Source organism: Chrysosporum bergii ANA360D (assembly GCF_029891735.1).
GTDB lineage: Bacteria > Cyanobacteriota > Cyanobacteriia > Cyanobacteriales > Nostocaceae > Umezakia > Umezakia bergii.
In genome coordinates, this window is the sequence record NZ_JANQDH010000056.1 from 16,252 (window position 1) to 35,061 (window position 18,810).

15 protein-coding genes, 1 tRNA gene and 1 pseudogene are annotated in these 18,810 nt (G+C 41.3%); 11 read left to right on the forward strand and 6 right to left on the reverse strand.

The annotated features are described in order from the left end of the window. Positions 1-114 precede the first annotated feature (114 nt). Positions 115-255 (forward strand): hypothetical protein, encoded by a 141-nt coding sequence (locus NWP17_RS08935; RefSeq protein WP_280654561.1) that lies wholly within the window; start codon positions 115-117, stop codon positions 253-255. 34 nt (positions 256-289) lie between these two features. Here NWP17_RS08935 and NWP17_RS08940 read toward each other — a convergent pair whose 3' ends face one another. Both NWP17_RS08940 and metH read right to left on the reverse strand, forming a co-directional pair. Next, positions 290-1,057: an MBL fold metallo-hydrolase gene (locus NWP17_RS08940; protein ID WP_280654562.1), complete on the reverse strand. Its 768-nt coding sequence runs from the start codon at positions 1,055-1,057 to the stop codon at positions 290-292. A 171-nt stretch (positions 1,058-1,228) separates the two neighbouring features. Then, positions 1,229-4,756, reverse strand: a complete 3,528-nt coding sequence (gene metH / locus NWP17_RS08945; protein ID WP_280654563.1) for a methionine synthase — start codon at positions 4,754-4,756, stop codon at positions 1,229-1,231. Positions 4,757-5,020: 264 nt separating this feature from the next. Here metH and NWP17_RS08950 point away from each other — a divergent pair, with 264 nt between their 5' ends. Then, positions 5,021-5,392 (forward strand): Alr5209 family pentapeptide repeat protein, encoded by a 372-nt coding sequence (locus NWP17_RS08950; protein ID WP_280654564.1) that lies wholly within the window; start codon positions 5,021-5,023, stop codon positions 5,390-5,392. Between the two features lie 124 nt (positions 5,393-5,516). Then, positions 5,517-7,670: a heavy metal translocating P-type ATPase gene (locus NWP17_RS08955; protein ID WP_280654565.1), complete on the forward strand. Its 2,154-nt coding sequence runs from the start codon at positions 5,517-5,519 to the stop codon at positions 7,668-7,670. A gap of 67 nt (positions 7,671-7,737) precedes the next feature. Here the strand turns inward: NWP17_RS08955 and NWP17_RS08960 are convergent. Then, positions 7,738-7,811: transfer RNA gene (locus tag NWP17_RS08960), tRNA-Arg, on the reverse strand. Positions 7,812-7,992: 181 nt separating this feature from the next. On the opposite strand from NWP17_RS08960, the gene NWP17_RS08965 reads away from it, so the two are divergent. Together NWP17_RS08965 and NWP17_RS08970 are read left to right on the forward strand one after the other, a co-directional pair. Beyond that, a complete protein-coding gene (locus tag NWP17_RS08965) occupies positions 7,993-8,250 on the forward strand; it encodes a hypothetical protein (RefSeq protein ID WP_280654566.1) in 258 nt (85 codons plus the stop codon). A 120-nt stretch (positions 8,251-8,370) separates the two neighbouring features. After that, complete coding sequence (locus NWP17_RS08970) at positions 8,371-8,679, forward strand: DUF3181 family protein (protein WP_280654567.1); 309 nt, start codon at positions 8,371-8,373, stop codon at positions 8,677-8,679. A gap of 105 nt (positions 8,680-8,784) precedes the next feature. Here the strand turns inward: NWP17_RS08970 and cobW are convergent, their stop codons facing one another. Both cobW and NWP17_RS08980 read right to left on the reverse strand, forming a co-directional pair. Beyond that, positions 8,785-9,831 (reverse strand): cobalamin biosynthesis protein CobW, encoded by a 1,047-nt coding sequence (gene cobW, locus NWP17_RS08975; RefSeq protein WP_280654568.1) that lies wholly within the window; start codon positions 9,829-9,831, stop codon positions 8,785-8,787. 145 nt (positions 9,832-9,976) lie between these two features. Next, the gene (locus NWP17_RS08980) at positions 9,977-10,696 is read right to left on the reverse strand and encodes a biliverdin-producing heme oxygenase (RefSeq protein WP_280654569.1); all 720 of its coding nucleotides are present in this window, start codon (positions 10,694-10,696) and stop codon (positions 9,977-9,979) included. A 339-nt stretch (positions 10,697-11,035) separates the two neighbouring features. Between NWP17_RS08980 and glmM the strand changes: the two genes are divergently transcribed. The 6 genes from glmM to NWP17_RS09010 all read left to right on the forward strand — a co-directional run bounded on the left by glmM (position 11,036) and on the right by NWP17_RS09010 (position 18,635). Further along, a complete protein-coding gene (gene glmM, locus NWP17_RS08985; protein ID WP_280654570.1) occupies positions 11,036-12,487 on the forward strand; it encodes a phosphoglucosamine mutase in 1,452 nt (483 codons plus the stop codon). Between the two features lie 201 nt (positions 12,488-12,688). Continuing rightward, entirely contained in the window at positions 12,689-14,347 is a 1,659-nt protein-coding gene (hpsL, locus tag NWP17_RS08990; RefSeq protein WP_280654571.1) for a hormogonium polysaccharide biosynthesis protein HpsL, read from the forward strand. 24 nt (positions 14,348-14,371) lie between these two features. Continuing rightward, positions 14,372-15,355, forward strand: coding sequence for a hormogonium polysaccharide biosynthesis glycosyltransferase HpsN (gene hpsN, locus NWP17_RS08995; RefSeq protein ID WP_280654572.1), 984 nt, complete (start codon positions 14,372-14,374; stop codon positions 15,353-15,355). Between the two features lie 63 nt (positions 15,356-15,418). Next, on the forward strand, positions 15,419-16,591 hold the full coding sequence (gene hpsO / locus NWP17_RS09000) for a hormogonium polysaccharide biosynthesis glycosyltransferase HpsO (protein ID WP_280654573.1): 1,173 nt from the start codon (positions 15,419-15,421) through the stop codon (positions 16,589-16,591). A 34-nt stretch (positions 16,592-16,625) separates the two neighbouring features. Next, on the forward strand, positions 16,626-17,798 hold the full coding sequence (gene hpsP / locus NWP17_RS09005) for a hormogonium polysaccharide biosynthesis glycosyltransferase HpsP (protein WP_280654574.1): 1,173 nt from the start codon (positions 16,626-16,628) through the stop codon (positions 17,796-17,798). A 198-nt stretch (positions 17,799-17,996) separates the two neighbouring features. Continuing rightward, positions 17,997-18,635 carry a peroxiredoxin gene (locus tag NWP17_RS09010; protein WP_280654575.1) on the forward strand — a complete coding sequence of 213 codons (639 nt, stop codon included), beginning with the start codon at positions 17,997-17,999 and terminating at the stop codon, positions 18,633-18,635. 61 nt (positions 18,636-18,696) lie between these two features. Here NWP17_RS09010 and NWP17_RS09015 read toward each other — a convergent pair. After that, positions 18,697-18,810, reverse strand: a pseudogene (locus NWP17_RS09015) (photosystem II q(b) protein); the annotation flags it as partial.

Here is an 18,810-nt window from a genome sequence, read left to right on the forward strand (position 1 = left end):
GTAGGTTTTATATAGCAGTGATGTCTTCACTGTCATCAAAATTTTGCTTAAATTATTTTGCTTTCATTGTCTAATCTCGGTAAAATCTTAACATCTACACAATCCATTATTTTCATGACTGTAAAACCTCACTCAGAGCAAGAGCAATTACAGCCCAGAGAAGAGGAAGAAAAAATCCTCTGTCCCCACTGTCAACGCACGGCAAACAATGGTATTAAGTGTAAGGGAATTTGTGTTGCTGATAGCGAATATTAAGTAGTGCGGGCATCTTGCCCGCGTTCCCTATTCCCTATTTTCTAGCCATTTGTAGCTCCAAGCGATGACCTGGCTGCGGTTCCATGACTTGTGTAGTCAGGTGATGGCTACTCAGTAAATTATTAAACTCCCCTACTGTTCCTTCAGTTTTTAACAACTTTGTTAACAAACCTGTAAAAATCACATCACCACCAGCAGCAGTGGGTAACATTACTTGTGGTTGTAACCACTGGGCTACTGTCAAGGCGCTATTTCTACCTTTAATAATTGGCAGGCCTAAAGGCAGAGTAACATCAATCATGGGGGTAATTACTACATCCACTGGTGCTGACTGTTTTATTTCTGGGGAATGATTACCATGGGGTTCGTAGTACAGTTTTAACCCACTGGTTAACTCTGTCAGCACATAACCATTTTCGACTAAGTTGTATCCCACAGTGGAACCAGGAACAGCTGTAATTTCCACTTGGTGATTTAAAGTGAAACTTTCCCCAAAACCTAAAGGCGTAATAGAACTATAGCCCAATTCCCTTACAACTTTTGCTGCTTGGGCAGAAGCCACCACAGGAATTTGTCGGTCAAGTTGCTTTAGGGTGGGTAGATGAGTATGGTCTTCTAAACCTTGAGATAGCAGAATCAAATCTATATTTTCTGGGATGGGGCGTTCTTGTGTTCGTGAACCTTTAAAGAACCAATCTAAATTACCAAAGATCAAGGAACCAACCAACCAAGGATCTAAAAGTATGCGTTGGTTGCCCATTTCCAGCAGCCAACTATTGCTGTCTAACCAAGTTAAGTACATAGTCCAATTACAAATAACACCTAGCTTTATTATGAATTGGTTTGTTACATTCTCGGACTTTGGATTTTAGATTTCTTCAAGATTAGCGAGCAGGATGCTCGCACTACTTTTTGTTTAGATTTCATGTTTACAGTTTCAAACCCTCTCCCCACTGGGGAGAGGGGAAAAACATTAAGCGCTAAAGTATTTGGCTACCGGGTGATAAGCAATAATTGCCGTGGTTGACTGTTCTGGATAAATTTGCTCACTTTCATCCATATACAAATTAATCCTGTCAGTGCCCAGCAATGTCAACTGTTTATACTGATCCTGAATATTCGGACAAGCGGGATAGCCAAAACTATACCGAGAACCTTGATAGCGTTGTGCCAAAATATCCCGGATATTATCCGGTTCCTCAGCAGCAAAACCTAACTCCCGGCGAATCCTGGCGTGAGTCCACTCTGCCAAGGCTTCAGCCACCTGCACCGCCAACCCGTGGAAATACAGATAATCTGTATATAGATTATCAGCAAACAACTTCTGGGCAAACTCGGTAGCAATTTCCCCCACAGTCACAGCCTGCATGGGAAAGACATCAATTACTCCGGACTCTTTGGGCGCAAAGAAATCGGCAATACACAGCCGTCGCAAAGACTTTTGGCGGGGAAACTCAAAACTTGCTTTTACCTCTGGGTTCTCTGGGTCTGTGTGGTTGGGATCATAAATATGCAAGGTATTCCCTTCAGCCTGACAGGGAAAATATCCATAAATTACCTGGGGATGTAGTAGATTTTCTTCAATGACCCGTTGCTTCCAACTCTCCAAAATTGGATAAACTTTCTCATGCAGGAAAGCCTGATGTGACTCTTTAGACTGTTCTTTTGGCTTGCGGAACTGCCATTGTCCAGCAATTAAGGCTTGTAGATCCAAATACGAGAACACTTCCTCAATGGGAATATCACCAGGCTTTAACCACTGAGTACCCCAGAAAGGAGGCGTAGGACGGTGAATATCTACCGCCACAGCTTCGGAACGGCGGGTATCAATCACAACTGGAGATGTCACAATAGGGGACGATGACTCGGTACTGGGGGCTGGTGCTGCTTTTACTTCTTCTACCTCGTCCAAAAATCCCTGGTAATCATCCCAATTATTAGCGGCTTTGGCCGGCATTAACTTATCCATGAAGTGCAAATCAGAAAAAGCATCTTTGCCATAAATGACCTTACCCTTATAAGTGTTTTGGCAATCTTGATGGACAAACTTAGGAGTTAATGCAGCACCACCTAAAATTACAGGAACGGTAATTCCTTTTTCGTTAAACACTTCCAAATTTTCCTTCATAAAGGCGGTGGATTTCACCAGCAAGCCACTCATGGCAATACAATCAGCTTTGTGTTCTTCATAAGCTTGGATAATATTTTCCACCGACTGCTTAATACCCAGATTAATTACCTTGTACCCGTTGTTGGTTAAGATAATATCTACTAAGTTTTTACCAATATCATGGACATCACCTTTAACTGTGGCAATGATAAAAGTTCCCTTGGCATTATTACCAGTTTCTGACTTTTCCATGAATGGTTCTAGATATGCAACTGCGGCTTTCATAGTTTCTGCCGACTGTAGCACGAAGGGTAATTGCATTTGTCCTGAACCGAATAACTCCCCCACAACCTTCATGCCATCTAACAGAAAAGTGTTGATAATGTGTAAAGGCGAATAAATTTCTAAAGCTTGGGTCAGCAGTTTTTCTAAACCAATGCGTTCACCGTCAATGATGTGGCATTTGAGGCGTTCTTCTAAAGGTAGACTTTCATCAACACCTTGGTCGCGTTTTGTGGTAACTCCTGCAAACAAAGTTGTCAGTTTTGTTAAAGGATCATAAACGCAGACATCACCTTCAAGTTTACGCCGGTCATAAATTAAATCACGGCAAACTTCTTGATGGTGTGGTTCTATCTTAGATAGGGGTAAAATCTTGTTAGCACTGACAATGGCTGCATCCATACCTGCCGTCATGGCTTGATGTAAAAACATGGAGTTGAGTACAATTCGCGCTGCAGGGTTTAAACCAAAGGAAATATTAGATATACCCAAAATAACATGACATCCGGGTAATTCTTGACGAATGCGGCTAATTGATTCAATGGTGGCTTTGCCATTGATTCTGTCTTCCTCAATCCCAGTAGAAATAGGTAATGCTAAGGTATCAAAGAATATTTCTGATGCGGCAATACCATATTCTACAGCTTGACGATAGGCACGTTGAGCAATTTGAAACTTTTTATCTGCTGTCCTTGCCATACCATCTTCATCAATAGTACCAATTACCACACCAGCGCCGTATTTTTTGGCTAAATCCAGCACTTTAAGAAAACGTGGTTCTCCGTCTTCGTAATTAGTAGAATTGAGCAAACACTTACCACCAGCTACCTTTAAACCCGCTTCCATTTTTTCCCATTCTGTGGAGTCGAGCATTAAAGGCAATGTCACATTATTGACGATGCGGGAAACCAGTTCGTACATATCCCGGACACCATCACGTCCTACGTAATCCACGTTGACATCAAGGATGTGTGCCCCTTCCTTAACCTGCGCCCTGGCTATGGATACCAAGCCGTCCCAATCTTCTGCATTCAGTAAATCCCGGCATTTTTTAGAACCACTGGCGTTGAGGCGTTCACCGACAATTAAGAAAGAATTATCTTGATCGTAGGGCTGAGTGGAATAAATTGACGCGGCAGCGGGTTCTAAACTATACTTTCTCTCTTTGGGTTTGAGGTTTTGGGCAATTTCTGCCAGTTGTTGAATGTGTTCTGGACGTGTCCCACAGCAACCCCCAATCACTTGGACACCCAAATCTTCAACAAAGTGCATTAAAGCCATGCGTAATTCTGTTGGCGTTAAGCGGTAGTGCGCTCGTCCGCCGACGTTCTCAGGTAAACCCGCGTTGGGTATACAAGAGATGGTAAAAGGTGAATGTTGTGATAAATACTTGATATGTGGTTTCATCAAGTCTGGCCCTGTGGCACAGTTTAAACCTAGGATATCTAGCGGATATGGAGCCAAAATTGTCATTACAGCGCTAATTTCTGACCCCACTAGCATAGTACCCATACTTTCCATGGTTACAGATACCATTAACGGGCGACGTTCTCCTTTTTTAGCAAAAACTTCTTCAATACCGTTCAAGGCTGCTTTGATTTGCAGCACATCTTGGCAAGTTTCTACTAAAAATAAATCAACACCACCATCAAAGAGGGCTTCGGCTTGTTCAGCAAAAGAGGCTTTGAGGGTGTCAAAGTCAATGTGTCCCAAGGTGGGGAGTTTGGTAGTCGGTCCTATAGAACCGGCTACAAACCGGGGTTTTTCTGCGGTGGAAAATTCTGCGGCCACCTGCTTGGCAATTTCTACGGCTTTTTTGTTCAGTTCATAAGTCTTGTGGGCGAGGTTATATTCTGCTAAAACAATGGATGTACCGCCAAAGGTATCTGTCTCAATCACATCAGCACCAGCAGCGAGAAAGTCTCGGTGGACTTGAGCCACTGCTTCGGGTTTGCTGTGGACTAGGTACTCATTACAACCCTCGTACTCCGCCCCGCCAAAATCTTCGGCTGTGAGGTTCTGAGTTTGTAAATTGGTTCCCATACCACCGTCAAAGACGATGACTGGGCGATGTGGACTATGCAGATGTTTAAGGAAAGGATGAGTCATGTTTTCCACTGAATAAATTGGTTCAGTTTTATATATGATCCACTATTTTAGAGATTGATACAAGATGAAGAAAATATTAAAGATGTCTATAGCCTTTCTCAATAAGGGTGAGGTAAAAATGTAAATGATCGTCTTGTAGTGCAAGTCCTGCTTGCTGCTTAATACAGTCCTGCTAAAAATATACCTCACTATACTTCACTTGGGCAAAATTCGCTATATTAGTATGAACTACAGTAGTTATAGGGGAAGCTGTGAGGTAGTTTGATGTTTGAAACCAATTCGCCACAGGTGATTAATACTGCTGTGAATCTCCTACAAAGATATGCAGAGGGAAAACGCAATTTTAGCGGGGCTAATTTAATTAATGCTGATTTACAAGGTGTTGACCTCAAGGGTTGTGACCTGAGCTATGCTGATTTGACTGGTGCTAATCTCAATGGTGCTAATCTTAGAGGCTGTGATCTGAGCTTTGCAAATTTCAGTCAAGCTAACTTACAAAATGCTGATTTGCGGGGAGCTTTATTGTTTTCTGCGGACTTCCGTCAAGGGTATCTCCAGGGAATTAAACTAGAAAAAGCAGATTGGGATGGCAATACTCATTTTCCTGACAATTTTGATCCAGCCCTGGGGGGATAAAAACCATCAGCCAAAAACCCTCACTGGGGTAGATCATCCCTGTCATCACCATTAGATACAATTAGGCTATTGCCGTTGTAGAAATTTTGCTCTCCATTCCAACTAGGAATTTAGGCGTAAGATGATGAAAATCGCCTCTAAATTAAAAAATAGTAACTCTGTGGCTGTTGAATATGAGATCATACATACAATTCATGGTAGGGTCAGGCTTCGTGTTCCTCTCTTGGCTGATGATCATGATTACGCCCAAAGCCTAGAAGAGTTACTAAGGTCGGACTATCGGGTTAGCTACGCTCGTGTTAATGCTGGTTGCAGTTCTGTGGCTATTAAGTACCAATTATCGACTAGTATAAATGGGTTAGTACCAAATTATATCATAGATTTATTATACAAAGCTAAAAGCAGAAATAAAACTGAGAGGATCCCAGCAACTAGGACTCTAGACTTAAAATGGCCAGCTTTTGCCACTGGCTTGGCTTTACTGGGGCTAGGGTTTCCTATTCCTAAAACGGTAATTGCTGCAACGGTAGCCCTGGCTGCTGTACCCACTGCTCAGGGTGCTTATACTAGCATTACTCAAGAACAAAAGTTAAATATAGACTGCTTAGATTTGCTGGCCATCACTTTAACTTCTGCCCAAGGCAACTTGATTACACCCGCGTTGATGATTACACTACATAGAATAGGTGACCACATTCGCGATCGCACCGCCAGAGTTACGGAAAATCGCGCCACAGATTTATTGAACTCATTGGGCAATTACGCCTGGGTGGAACAACCAGATGGGGAAAAAAAACGCATCCTAGCCACAGAAGTACAGCCCAAAGATAAGGTAGTTGTTTATCCAGGAGAACAAATTCCCGTTGATGGAGAAATTATCGAGGGAACAGCTTTAATTGACCAACAAAAGCTGACTGGTGAATCAATGCCGGTGTTGCGTCAAGTGGGACAAGGGGTTTATGCTTCTACTCTGGTGCGGGAAGGAGAAATTTACATCCAAACGGAGCGAGTAGGGGCAGATACTCGTGCTGGAGCCAGCATAGAATTAGTTAAACAAGCCCCTGTGTATGATACACGCATGGGTAATTATGCGGCTAACATTGCCGACAAGGCTATATTACCTGCTTTAATGTTTTCTGGGTTAGTGTTAGCCGCAACCCGCAACTCTTCTACAGCAGCATCTATCCTCACTTTGGATTTTGTCACTGGTATTCGGGTTTCTCTACCTACAACTTTTTTGGCAGCTTTACACCACGCTTCCAGACATGGTGTATTGATCCGCAGTGGTCGGGCTTTAGAAAAATTAGCACAGGTGGATACCTTAGTTTTTGACAAAACAGGAACTTTAACTAAGGGTGACATTGAAGTTATGGGTATAGAAAGTTTGACAGAGAAAATGTCTACCCAAAGGCTGTTAACTTTAGCTGCTTCTGCTGAACAACGCCTGACTCACCCGGTGGCTGAAGCTGTGGTTAAATATGCCCAAAAACAAGGAATAGAAATTTTACCCCGCCCAGAATTTGTTTATGAAATTGGTTTGGGGGTGTTGGGGAAAATTGATGGACAACAAGTTATTGTGGGGAGCGATCGCTTTTTGCGTCAGTGTGGTATTGGTTTAGATTTTTTTGAGCAACCACGTCTCACCCATAAAATTTCTGCTGATGATTCATTATTATATGTAGCCGTAAATCAGGAGTTACTAGGAATTATTTATTATAGAGACCCCCTGCGACCAGAAAGCGCTGGAGTGGTAGAGAAACTCCAAACTGAATACAATATGGAAATACATCTACTCACAGGGGATAGTCGGCAAAGGGCGAACTATGTCGCCCAAGAAATAAATCTTCCCTTTTCCCAAGTCCATGCTGAGGCATTTCCCCAACAAAAAGCAGAAATTATCCAAAAAATTCACAAATCTGGTAAAACAGTGGCTTTTACAGGCGACGGTTTAAATGATTCCATCGCTTTAGCTTATGCTGATGTTGCCATTTCCTTTGGTGGAGGTTCTGACATAGCCAGAGAAACCGCCGATGTTGTGCTAATGGATGATAACCTGACTAGTTTTTTAGAAGCCATGGCCATTGCCCGGCAAACTCAAGCAGTAATTAAACAAAATATTGGTTTAGCTGTGGTCCCCAATGTAGCAGCTTTAGCAGTGGCCACCACCATAGGACTGCATCCCCTAGCAGCTACAGTTATTCATAATGGTTCGGCAATTGCTGCTGGGTTAAATGGCTTACGTCCTCTGATGCACCGAGATCCGCCCCGGCCTGGTTGAAAAATTTAACCTTTCGGGAACACACAACAATTCAAACAAATTGAACATGAAAGATCAAGAGAAATAACGGGCGAGGAGGGATTCGAACCCCCGACACCGTGGTCCGTAGCCACGTGCTCTAGTCCACTGAGCTACACGCCCTTGTCCAATATATTTGTATATTAGCACATACTATGAAAATCATGCAAGACTAATGCAAAACTTTTTTTTATGTGCCTGGTATTAGGGATGTGTGGGCTAATGAGATAATTTTTCCAGCTTATTTGTGAACAAAGAAACCTAAAAAGCATAAAATGATGTTTATACTGTATTCAATTAGCATATGCCTCCCCGTTGGCCTCGCAAACCCGATCGCAAAGATCCAGCATTCCGCAAGTTAGATGACCGGATGAATTTTGCCCTCCATGTGGCACTGACTACATCTGTTAATTCTGGTTTATGGTTTTTCCATAACTTAACAGCCGCATCCTGGGAGTGGCTACCTTGGTTAACAGCAAGTTGGATATTAGTATTGTTGGTGCATCTGATTTATATTAGTGCGATCGCTAACTATAGTGAGAATCCGCCTAAATCCACCTGAAGGCCGACTATTGAGGCTGGAGTGATTGTCACCTGTGGCAGTGGATGCCACTGAATAATTAAGCGATAATGTTAAAAACCCTGATATTTGTTGCTGTTTAGTTGATTAATGGTGATTTTTATGGCTACGACTAATACCGCAGAATTACTAGAAGCCCTAGCTGCTGAAATTGGGGAAGCTGTTTATATAGACATTGCCAAGTGGCATCTTTATTTATCCGATGCCAAACTACATACTGTAGTGGCTGAAAAAATGTATCCTTTAATTAGTTCTCAAACTGTGGATGAAGACCGGGTGATGGCAGTATTGGACTCTATCCCAGTCAAAATTGGCGGTGGGAGGAAAGAATTACCTTTGAATGATTTATTACCATTGCAATGTCAAGTGAATTTAGTAGATATTTTAGAGAAGTATCAACGCCAATTTTAGAGGATGGTCTGGGTTTTGTTTTTCCTTTCCATCATGGTCATGAGAAATATTGACATACTCACCGACCTTCTAGGTCGGTGATTCCTGGCGGTTGACCGCAACTTGCTAAAAAGTCAAAGCTACTAATTGAGATTTTATTTCTAAAGGGTTCAAATCACGACCAATAAAAACTAAACTCGTTTGTTTAGCTTCTTCCACTTGCCACGGACGATCATAAAATTTATCAAATCGGGTTCCTACACCCTGCATGACTAAGCGCATGGGTTTGTTTGGCACTGCCACAAAGCCTTTGATGCGATAAATTTCTTGTTGCTGGGCCAGTTTTTGCAATTGTTCTTGTAGTTTTTCTGGGTCAAAGCTGCGGTCTAACACTAAGTGAGTTGAGGTGATTTCTTCGTCGTGTTCGTGGTCTTCCTCGGTGTCGTGATGGCTAGGACGACTATCTAAATTATCTTCTACTGCGGCTTGAAATCCTAATAAAATATCGGCATCTAGTGTACCGCGATCGCTTTCTACAATCTTCACCACTCTGGGCAGCTGTTGCTTAATTAATTCCTCAACTTGTAGCTTAGTGTCAATATCCACTAAATCAGTTTTATTCAACACCACTAAATCAGCACAAGTTAGTTGGTCGGCAAAAAGTTCTTGCAACGGTGTTTCGTGTTCTAGGCTATCATCTGCCTGTCGTTGAGCAGCGATGGCTTCTGGGTCACTGGCAAATGTGCCTGCTGCTACTGCGGCACAATCTACTACGGTAATCACTGCATCTACCGTAGCTGCGGCGCGGATTTCGTGCCAGCGAAAGGCTTTAACTAGGGGTTTTGGTAAAGCTAACCCGGAAGTTTCAATCAAAATACAGTCAATGCTATCTCGCCGCTTAATTAACTCTTGCATGGTGGGATAAAACTCTTCCTGCACGGTACAACATAAGCAGCCGTTGGTTAATTCAAAGATATTACTGCCATTGTTGCTATCTTCAGGGCAAATCTCACAGGACTTCAACAATTCGCCATCAATACCCAGTTCTCCAAACTCATTAACTAAAACTGCTATGCGGCGACCTTGGTTGTTTTGTAGTAGGTGGCGAATTAAGCTAGTTTTACCACTGCCTAAAAAGCCTGTGATCACTGTTACTGGTATTTTTGTAGCCATTGTTTAGTTAAAGTTATGCAGTGAATTTTTGACACTTTGTTAACCTAAGCATCAGGGACAACTCCTCAGCGATCGCCTGAACTTAAATCAGGTGACCCCAAAAAAGCTGTCCCTAGATTTTAGCAAAGGTTAACCTCAGCAGAATTTACTCAGCAGTGGGGACGAGTTCAGTGTTACCGCGATGGCGGCGACGGGTGAGGCTGTTAAACAGCATGATCCCGATGGACTTGATCAGATTACCTTCCAATTCCTCAAACATCTTCATATTCATGGCAAAAGCGGCGTTGGCTTCATCCACAATGCGATCGCCTGTAGCTTCATCAATGGGTAACTCGTCGAGAGTTTGACGGTATTTGGCTTTAAATGCCTTCTCGTCAGTAATATCTGCAAATTCATAGAAAGCAGTACCTTGACCCTCAGACAACTTCATGGCTGTGACAGCAATATTTTTGAGGATTTGCCCACCGGATAAGTCACCCAAATAACGAGTATAGGAATGGGCGATTAATAATTCTGGTGCAGTTTGGGAAATTTCCCGGATGCGTTGCACATAAGCCTCGCCTGCTGGGGATAGTTTAATTTGTTCCCGCCAGTTAGCACCAAAATAGTAACTCAAATCCTGCTCTAAAGTCTGCTGGCGATTGAGTTGGGGAAAGTTGATTTTACCTACAATCGGGTGTTGACCATGCTTTACCATCTCCTCTTCCATGGCGGAGTAGATGAAGTAAAAGTTAGCAACTAGTTTCCGGTAAGAGTTTTTTTCTACCACTCCTTTTAAAAAACACTTGACAAAACCCACGTTTTCTGCCATTGTGTGGGCTTTTTTAGTGCCTAGACGTAATTTACTTGCTAAATTGCTGCTCATACTAAATTTCTCAACTTAAAAGGTTAACTGCTAAACTGACGATTTTACCAATGGCTAACAAATGCCTCCAAAACGTTACATTAAAACTATTTGATGAGAATTTATATTAAAATTCTTTAACTAGTTTGAATTTCCTCTGTGATTCAACCGTCCCCAGAAACAATACTGGTGAAATAAATTCTCATAAAACATTTAAGTAAAATTACTTAAATAAAATAACTAAGCTGATTTGCAACACAAAAACAAGTATATATTACATATAAACAGTTATCTCAGTGAAAATGGCTGAATTAACCTACAAAGTAATATTTTTCGTCATGGTGTGGGGAGTTTGAACCTATGGTGACATCTATAAAACCTATTTCTAATTCCGAATCTCACAAATCAGGAAAAAGTTTGGATGGGAATTTTGCCCTTAACTTGGTATCACTACCGAGTACTCCCTTATTCGGTACAGATGGTATTCGGGGACAAGTGGGAGAATTACTGAATGCTCCCTTAGCATTACAGGTGGGTTTTTGGACAGGTCTGGTTTTGCAAAATCATAGTAATCACACAGGGCCAGTCATCCTGGGCCAAGATTCCCGTAATTCCAGCGATATGCTAGCAATGGCTTTGAGTGCTGGGTTAACAGCAGCTGGAGTAGAAGTTTGGTACTTGGGGTTATGTCCCACTCCCACTGTTGCTTATCTCACCAGCATTACTGAAGCCATTGGTGGAGTAATGATTTCTGCCAGTCATAACCCCCCAGAAGACAACGGGATTAAGATTTTTAATGGCAACGGTGCTAAGTTATCTCCAGCATTACAAAGTGAAATTGAAGCGGGACTACGTGGAAATACAGTTTCAGGTAAAGTTAATGGTTGTGGAAGGCATTATTCACGGGGGGAATTAGTGGGTGAGTATGGCGAAACTTTAAAACAATCCTTACAGAACAGCGTAAATCTTCAAGGACTGAAAATTGTTTTAGATTTGGCTTGGGGTGCAGCAGTTAATTTAGGGCCAAAGGTATTTACGGAAATGGGGGCGGAGGTGATCTGCTTACATAATCAAGCTGATGGCGATCGCATAAATGTTAACTGCGGTTCTACTCATCTAGCTACTTTGCAAGCCACAGTTAAAGAACATAACGCCGACTTAGGCTTTGCTTTTGATGGCGATGCTGATCGGGTTTTAGCTGTAGATCATACTGGTAGGCAAGTAGACGGCGATTATATTCTTTACTTATGGGGGAAACATCTACAACAACGGCAAAAACTGCCAGATAACTTAATTGTTTCCACTGTCATGGCTAACTTAGGCTTTGAGAGGGCTTGGCAAAAACAGGGAGGGAAGTTAATTCGTACCCCAGTGGGTGATCAATATGTCCAAGCAGAAATGATTAAAACCGGGGGAATGTTAGGCGGTGAACAATCTGGTCATATTCTTTGCCGCCATTATGCTATTACTGGTGATGGCTTGTTAACAGCTTTACATATAGCAGCCTTAGTTAAAGAATCTGGTGTTTCCCTCAGCGAAATGGTAGATCAAAGTTTTCAGACTTATCCGCAATTATTGCAGAATGTGCGGGTGATAGATCGCGATCGCCGGGTAAATTGGCAAGATTGTCAACCTTTACAAGCAGCCATTACCGCCGCAGAAATTGCCATGGGTGATGCTGGCAGAATTTTAGTCCGGGCTTCTGGTACTGAACCAGTTATTAGAGTCATGGTGGAAGCTGTTAATACTGAATTAGCTAACCATTGGACAAATGAGTTAGTCTCTCAAGTGCAGCAACATTTGGTAGTCTAAACCTCTACTAATAGTACTTTTTTGCTCACAGCTTTTGCATATTATTAAGTTGTTCATATGCAAAAGCTGTAATTTTTTAGTTATATCTAGTGCGGGTATCTGGTTCACCTACCGTATTACCTTGGTTTTATGCAGCTTATGGTGATGACGATTTATTTGTAAACTATAAGATAAAATTTCTTGTGGTTATCAACTTTTGCTATGCCAAAATTAAAGTCAAAATATCACAAATCTAAAAAATCAAAAAAGCAGGTAAAAAAAGAAGTTTCCACCCTTACTCTCCAAGAACGGTTAGCCCAGAAGCGTAAAGCAGCGCAGGGGCGTAAAGAATTTACTAAACTGCTTACTGCTGCTGGCTTTACCAGCTTGTTTTTTGGTATTCTCCTTTTTTTAGTAGCTGGGATTAAGTTGGCAATTCCTGGCATTTTGGCAATTTTAATTATGTCTTTTTCCTACAAATATTCCCGCATTGCTTTATTTGCTTTTCTGATTTATGTGCCATTTGGTGGTACTATTACTTATTACATTGGTAACAGTCCTGTTCTACAACTAGCTAAAGATGCTTTTTATATTCCAGTTTTAATTGCACTTTGGCAAAGTTGCCGTCAGCAAAGGCTACCTTTTTTAGTTCCCACAGCTATTAAAACTCCCCTATTTATTTTGTTGGGTTGTTGCCTGCTTACACTGATATTTATCAATGGTGGTCAACAGTTCAACCCTCCCACTGTGGGATTCCTGGAAAAAGCACCCAATGAAATACCCCTAGCTATGGGTATTCTGGGACTAAAAGTATTTTTGGGGTATTTACCTTTAATTACCTGTGCTTACTATTTAATTCGCCATAAAAAGGACTTTCTATTTTTATCCCGCTTACAAGTTACCATCATACTCATATGCTGTACTTTGGGAATTATTCAATACATACTACTATTAACTGGGATATGTGAAGGTACGAGAAACGCTTCTGGGTCTGATTTATTTAAAGCTACACTAGAAGCCCGCTGTTATTTTGGGGGTTCTCTCCTCTATAGTCCTAGTCAGGGAGTAATTCGCTTACCAGGAACTTTTGTAGCTCCTTGGCAATGGGCATGGTTTTTGATTTCTAGCACCTTTTTTGCTTTTGCTACAGGTTTTAGTGATCCGGCCATTATTTGGCGGCTACTGGGTTTAGGTTCTTTAGCAACGGTTTTTATCAATGCAGTTATTTCAGGACAAAGAATTGCTTTAGCTTTAGTTCCCACTTGCTTTGTACTGTTATTATTTATCACTGGTCAAATTCGTAACTTGAAACGTTTTATCCCCATGGGAGTGGGATTAGCCGTAATTCTAGGAATTGCTATGATTACAAACCCGGCAATTGTGCAAGAACGAATAAATAGTTTTGTAAGTCGGGTGGAAGCTTCCCCTCCCCAGGAGTTTATTGTTCAGCAGTTTGAGGAAAATTGGAAGAATGTATCCAGCCCCATTGGTAGTGGTTTGGGGAGGGCGACTAACTCAGCCCGCGCACTGGGTAGAACCAAGCTAGTAGAAACATATTACCCGAAGGTGCTATGGGAGGTAGGCATTGTGGGATTATTGGCATTTTTAGCTTTGGTAACAACTTTGACTATTACTGCTTTTAAAACTTACCGGGCTATCAAAAACCCTAATTTACGCATTTACGCAGCTAGCTTGTTTGTATTTATACTTTTCATTAGCTATAACACTTACTATTATCCTTTAGATGTTGATCCGGTGGCTGTATACTATTGGTTTTCTGCGGGAATACTGTTTAAATTACCAGTTGTAGATAAACAAGAAAAACAAAATTATCAGACCCTTGAAACAAAAAAGAAGAAATTTGCCACAATTAAACGATAATCTGCAAGAAAAATACCAAAACAAATGAATGATTGGCCTGTGATTTCAGTGATTATCCCCACCTATGGGAGAGAAGAAACATTGCGGGATAGTATTGTTGATGTTTTAAATCAGGATTATCCCAAGTTTGAGGTTTTGGTGGTAGACCAATCTGCAACACATAAACCAGAAATTCAAGCTTACTTAGAAGAAATTTCAGCAGCAGATAAAATTCAATGGTTTCGGCTAGACTGGGCGAGTTTACCAGGAGCGCGTAATTATGGTGTGCGGCAAGCAAAAGGTGAAATAATTTTATTTATTGATGATGATGTAAAAATCACGCCTCAGTTTTTAGCAGCCCACGCTAAAAATTATCTGCAAAATCCGGAAATAGGGGCTGTTGCTGGCCGGGTGTTGGATAGAGGTAAATTAAGTGATTCCGGTGGGGAGTTGGAAATTGAATATTTACCCCCCCAAGCTATGGACCCTGGAATTGCTTGGTATCACATTGATTTAGTCCACACCGTCAAACCTCAGCAAGTGATCACGGCTAGGGGTTGCAATATGTCTTTTCGCCGGGAAATTTTTACTCAATACAAATTGAACTTTGATGAGAGATTTCGCGGTAGTGCAGTGCGGGAAGAATCAGACTTTTGTTTGCGAATACGACAAACGGGATATAAAATTTGGTATGACCCAGAGGCTTATTTGATACATTTGGGCGAAGAAACTGGGGGTTGTCATGATATTAGTATGCGATCGCTTAAGTATCAACTCACCTTTTATCACAATCATTTTTTAATGGGGTTAAAAAATCTCAATCTTATGCAAGCCTTACGCCTATTCGCTGCTTTATTTGACTGTCACGTTCTGGGAAACCCGCCCTGTAACAAAAGTGGTTCACCAGTTAAAATTGCCACTCGTGCTGTTTTCTACACTTTGGGTTTTTTCCAAGCTTTGGGTACTGTGATTCAGTCTATCTGGAATGATGGTCAAACTTATAGTCACAAAGAAAATCAATCTTATTAGGGAACAGGAAAACATGAATAACAGTTTACGGAGTTTTGTTCAAAAATTAAATAGGAGTCCTATATGAGAATCTTAGTAGCTAGTCATTCTTATATTGTAGACCTGAATTGTGAAAAATTACGGGCTTTAGCTCAGTTAAACACAGAAATTGAGGTTAGAGTTATTGTCCCCAAAACCTGGAAACCTGGTGGTGTACAAAATCAAGTTATTACTACTGAATACCGGGATGAAGGTAATTTTAAAATTCTGCCTGTTTCTAATTTTAGTCAAAATCACCAAGGTCTTTTGACTTTTGGTTTTGACTTAATTTCTTTATTAAGAGAATTTCGCCCGCAAATTATCCAAGTGGAACAAGGTTCTAGAGGACTTGCATACACTCAGATGATTGTTCTCAATCAGCTATTGGGACTTAAGGCAAAAAATATATTTTTTACCTGGTGGAATTTGCCTTATGAATTGAAATTTCCAGTGGCTTTATTAGAGAAATATAATCTTCACCATAGTCACGGTATCATTACTGGTAATCAAGATGGGGCAGAATTGATAAGACAAAGAGGATATCAAGGGTTAATTAAAGTTATGCCTCAACTGGGTGTTGATGTAGGGCTATTCACTCCCCAACCACAACCAGAATTGGCGAGGGATTTGGGGATTACATCGGAGGATTTTGTGGTGGGTTTTGTGGGACGTTTTGTCCGGGAGAAGGGTTTATTAACTCTTGTACAGGCCTTGTTAACTATATTAAACCAACCTTGGAAGTTATTACTATTAGGAAGGGGAGAATTACAACCAGAATTAATCAAAACTGCGACAGAAAATAATATTCAAGAACGGGTTATTTTTGTGGAAAGTGTCCCTCATAATCAAGTTGCTAATTATATCAATATAATGAGTACATTGGTGTTACCTTCAGAAACTAGTTATAATTTTAAAACCTTGACCGCTGCGGGGTGGAAAGAACAATTTGGTCATGTACTCATTGAAGCTATGGCTTGCAAAGTTCCGGTAATTGGTTCTGATTCGGGAGAAATTCCCCATGTGATTGGTGATGCTGGTTTGGTGTTTACAGAGGGTAATATTACAGCTTTGGCTAATTGTTTAGTTCAACTGATCACAAAACCAAATATTGCTGTAAGTCTTGGTGAAAAAGGTTATCAAAAGGTAATGGAGAGATATACAAATCAGGCTTTAGCACAGCAGCAGTTTGATTTTTATCAGCAACTGATGAGTAAATAATTAAGTAAATACCCGCCAAATTAAACGCAAAATTATGAGAGTTTTACAAATTATTCCTTCAATTTCTCTGGTTTATGGTGGTCCTAGCCAAATGGTTATGGGGCTGGCTTCGGCTTTAGCACAGGAAAACGTAAAAGTTACTATCATCACCACTGATAGTAATGGTGATAGTGGACAAAAACCCCTGGATGTTCCTTTAAATGTTCCAGTAAAAAAAGACGGTTATGAGGTGATTTATTTTCGTTGCGCCCCATTTCGCCGCTATAAGTTTTCTCTGGATTTACTAAAATGGTTGAAGGTTCACGCCTATGAGTTTGATTTGGCGCATATTCATGCTTTATTTTCTCCTGTAAGTAGTGCTGCTGCTTGGCTATGTGGTCAGCAAAAATTACCTTACATTTTGCGTCCTTTGGGAACTCTTGACCCGGCTGATTTACGCAAGAAAAAGCAGTTAAAACAGCTTTATGTGCAACTGATTGAACGTGGTAATTTAGCCGGTGCAGCAGCAATTCATTTTACTAGTTATCAAGAAGCTAAAATATCACAACGCTTTGGGGTGGTGACGCGAGATTTAGTGATTCCCTTGGGTGTGGTCCCCCCTCAAGCGGTGGTAGATGGGGGGTCTCTAGTGCGTAGTCAATGGGGAATACCCCAAGATACCCCCTTGCTGCTGTTTATGTCCCGAATTGATCAAAAAAAAGGTTTAGATTTGTTGATTCCGGCTTTAGAAACACTTTTAGAGTCTGGCTGTGATTTTCACTTTGTGTTGGCTGGGACAAATTCTCAAGACCCAGATTATGAGCAAAAAATTAAATCTGACCTTGCTAATTCACCACTGCGATCGCACACTACTATTACAGGCTTTGTCAGTGGAGAGTTAAAAGCTAGTCTACTACAAGCTGCTGATTTATTTGTTTTACCTTCCTATTATGAGAATTTTGGCATTGCTGTAGCTGAAGCAATGGTGGCTGGTGTACCAGTGGTTATTTCTGACCAAGTGCATATTTGGCAACAGGTACGTGATAGTAACTCAGGATGGGTGGGTGAAACAACTGTGGAGGCTGTTGTGGAGTTAATTACAGCAGCTTTGCAAAATCCCCAAGAATGTCGGCAACGGGGGTTAAATGCCCAAAAATATGCTTTACAACATTTTAGCTGGGGGGCGATCGCTCGTCAAATAATCCAAGCCTACCAAGAAATTATTTAATTTACAGGTAACAGGGTCTGCTGCATCTTCTGCCACAGTAAATGTTAAGATTTACAACTTTTAATGAATTGACTTTTCTCTATAACTTGAAATTTAAAATTTTATTACAAACTGCTAAAACTCCATAGGGAAACCGGGTTTTATGTCATGATGGCAAGGTGAAATACATTAGCTTTTCTAAATTACAGGGAATCTCGCATGGCTCTCCGTCTTGGTGATACAGTACCCAACTTTACACAAGCCTCTACGCACGGGGATATCAATTTTTATGAATGGGCGGGTGACAGCTGGGTAGTGCTGTTTTCTCACCCTGCTGACTTTACGCCTGTTTGTACAACAGAACTAGGCACAGTTGCTAAACTGAAGCCAGAATTTGATCAGCGTAATGTTAAGGCGATCGCGCTGAGTGTTGATGATGTTGACTCTCATCAAGGTTGGGTAGGAGATATCGAAGAAACTCAAAACACCACCCTCAACTATCCCATTCTTGCAGATGCAGATAAAAAGGTTTCCGACCTTTATGATATGATTCACCCTAACGCAGCTGCTAACATCACAGTGCGTTCTGTTTTCGTCATTGACCCTAACAAAAAACTGCGTCTTTCCTTTACCTATCCTCCGAGTACAGGACGCAACTTTGATGAATTATTGCGAGTAATTGACTCTCTACAATTAACTGATAATTACAGCGTAGCCACCCCGGCTGACTGGAAAGATGGAGACGACTGTGTAATTGTTCCATCCTTAAAAGATCCAGAAGTTCTTAAAGAGAAATTCCCCAAGGGTTACCAAGAAATTAAACCTTATTTGCGGATGACTCCTCAACCTAACAAGTAATTTCCAGTAAAAAAAGACCCCCATTTTTGGGGGTCTTTTTCTATTCAACTAAGCTGGAAAATTAGCCGTTGATTGCAGGTGCGGTTAAAGCAACAGGAGCAACTTCACCAGCAGCCAAGTCTAAGGGGAAGTTGTGAGCGTTGCGCTCGTGCATTACTTCCATACCTAAGTTAGC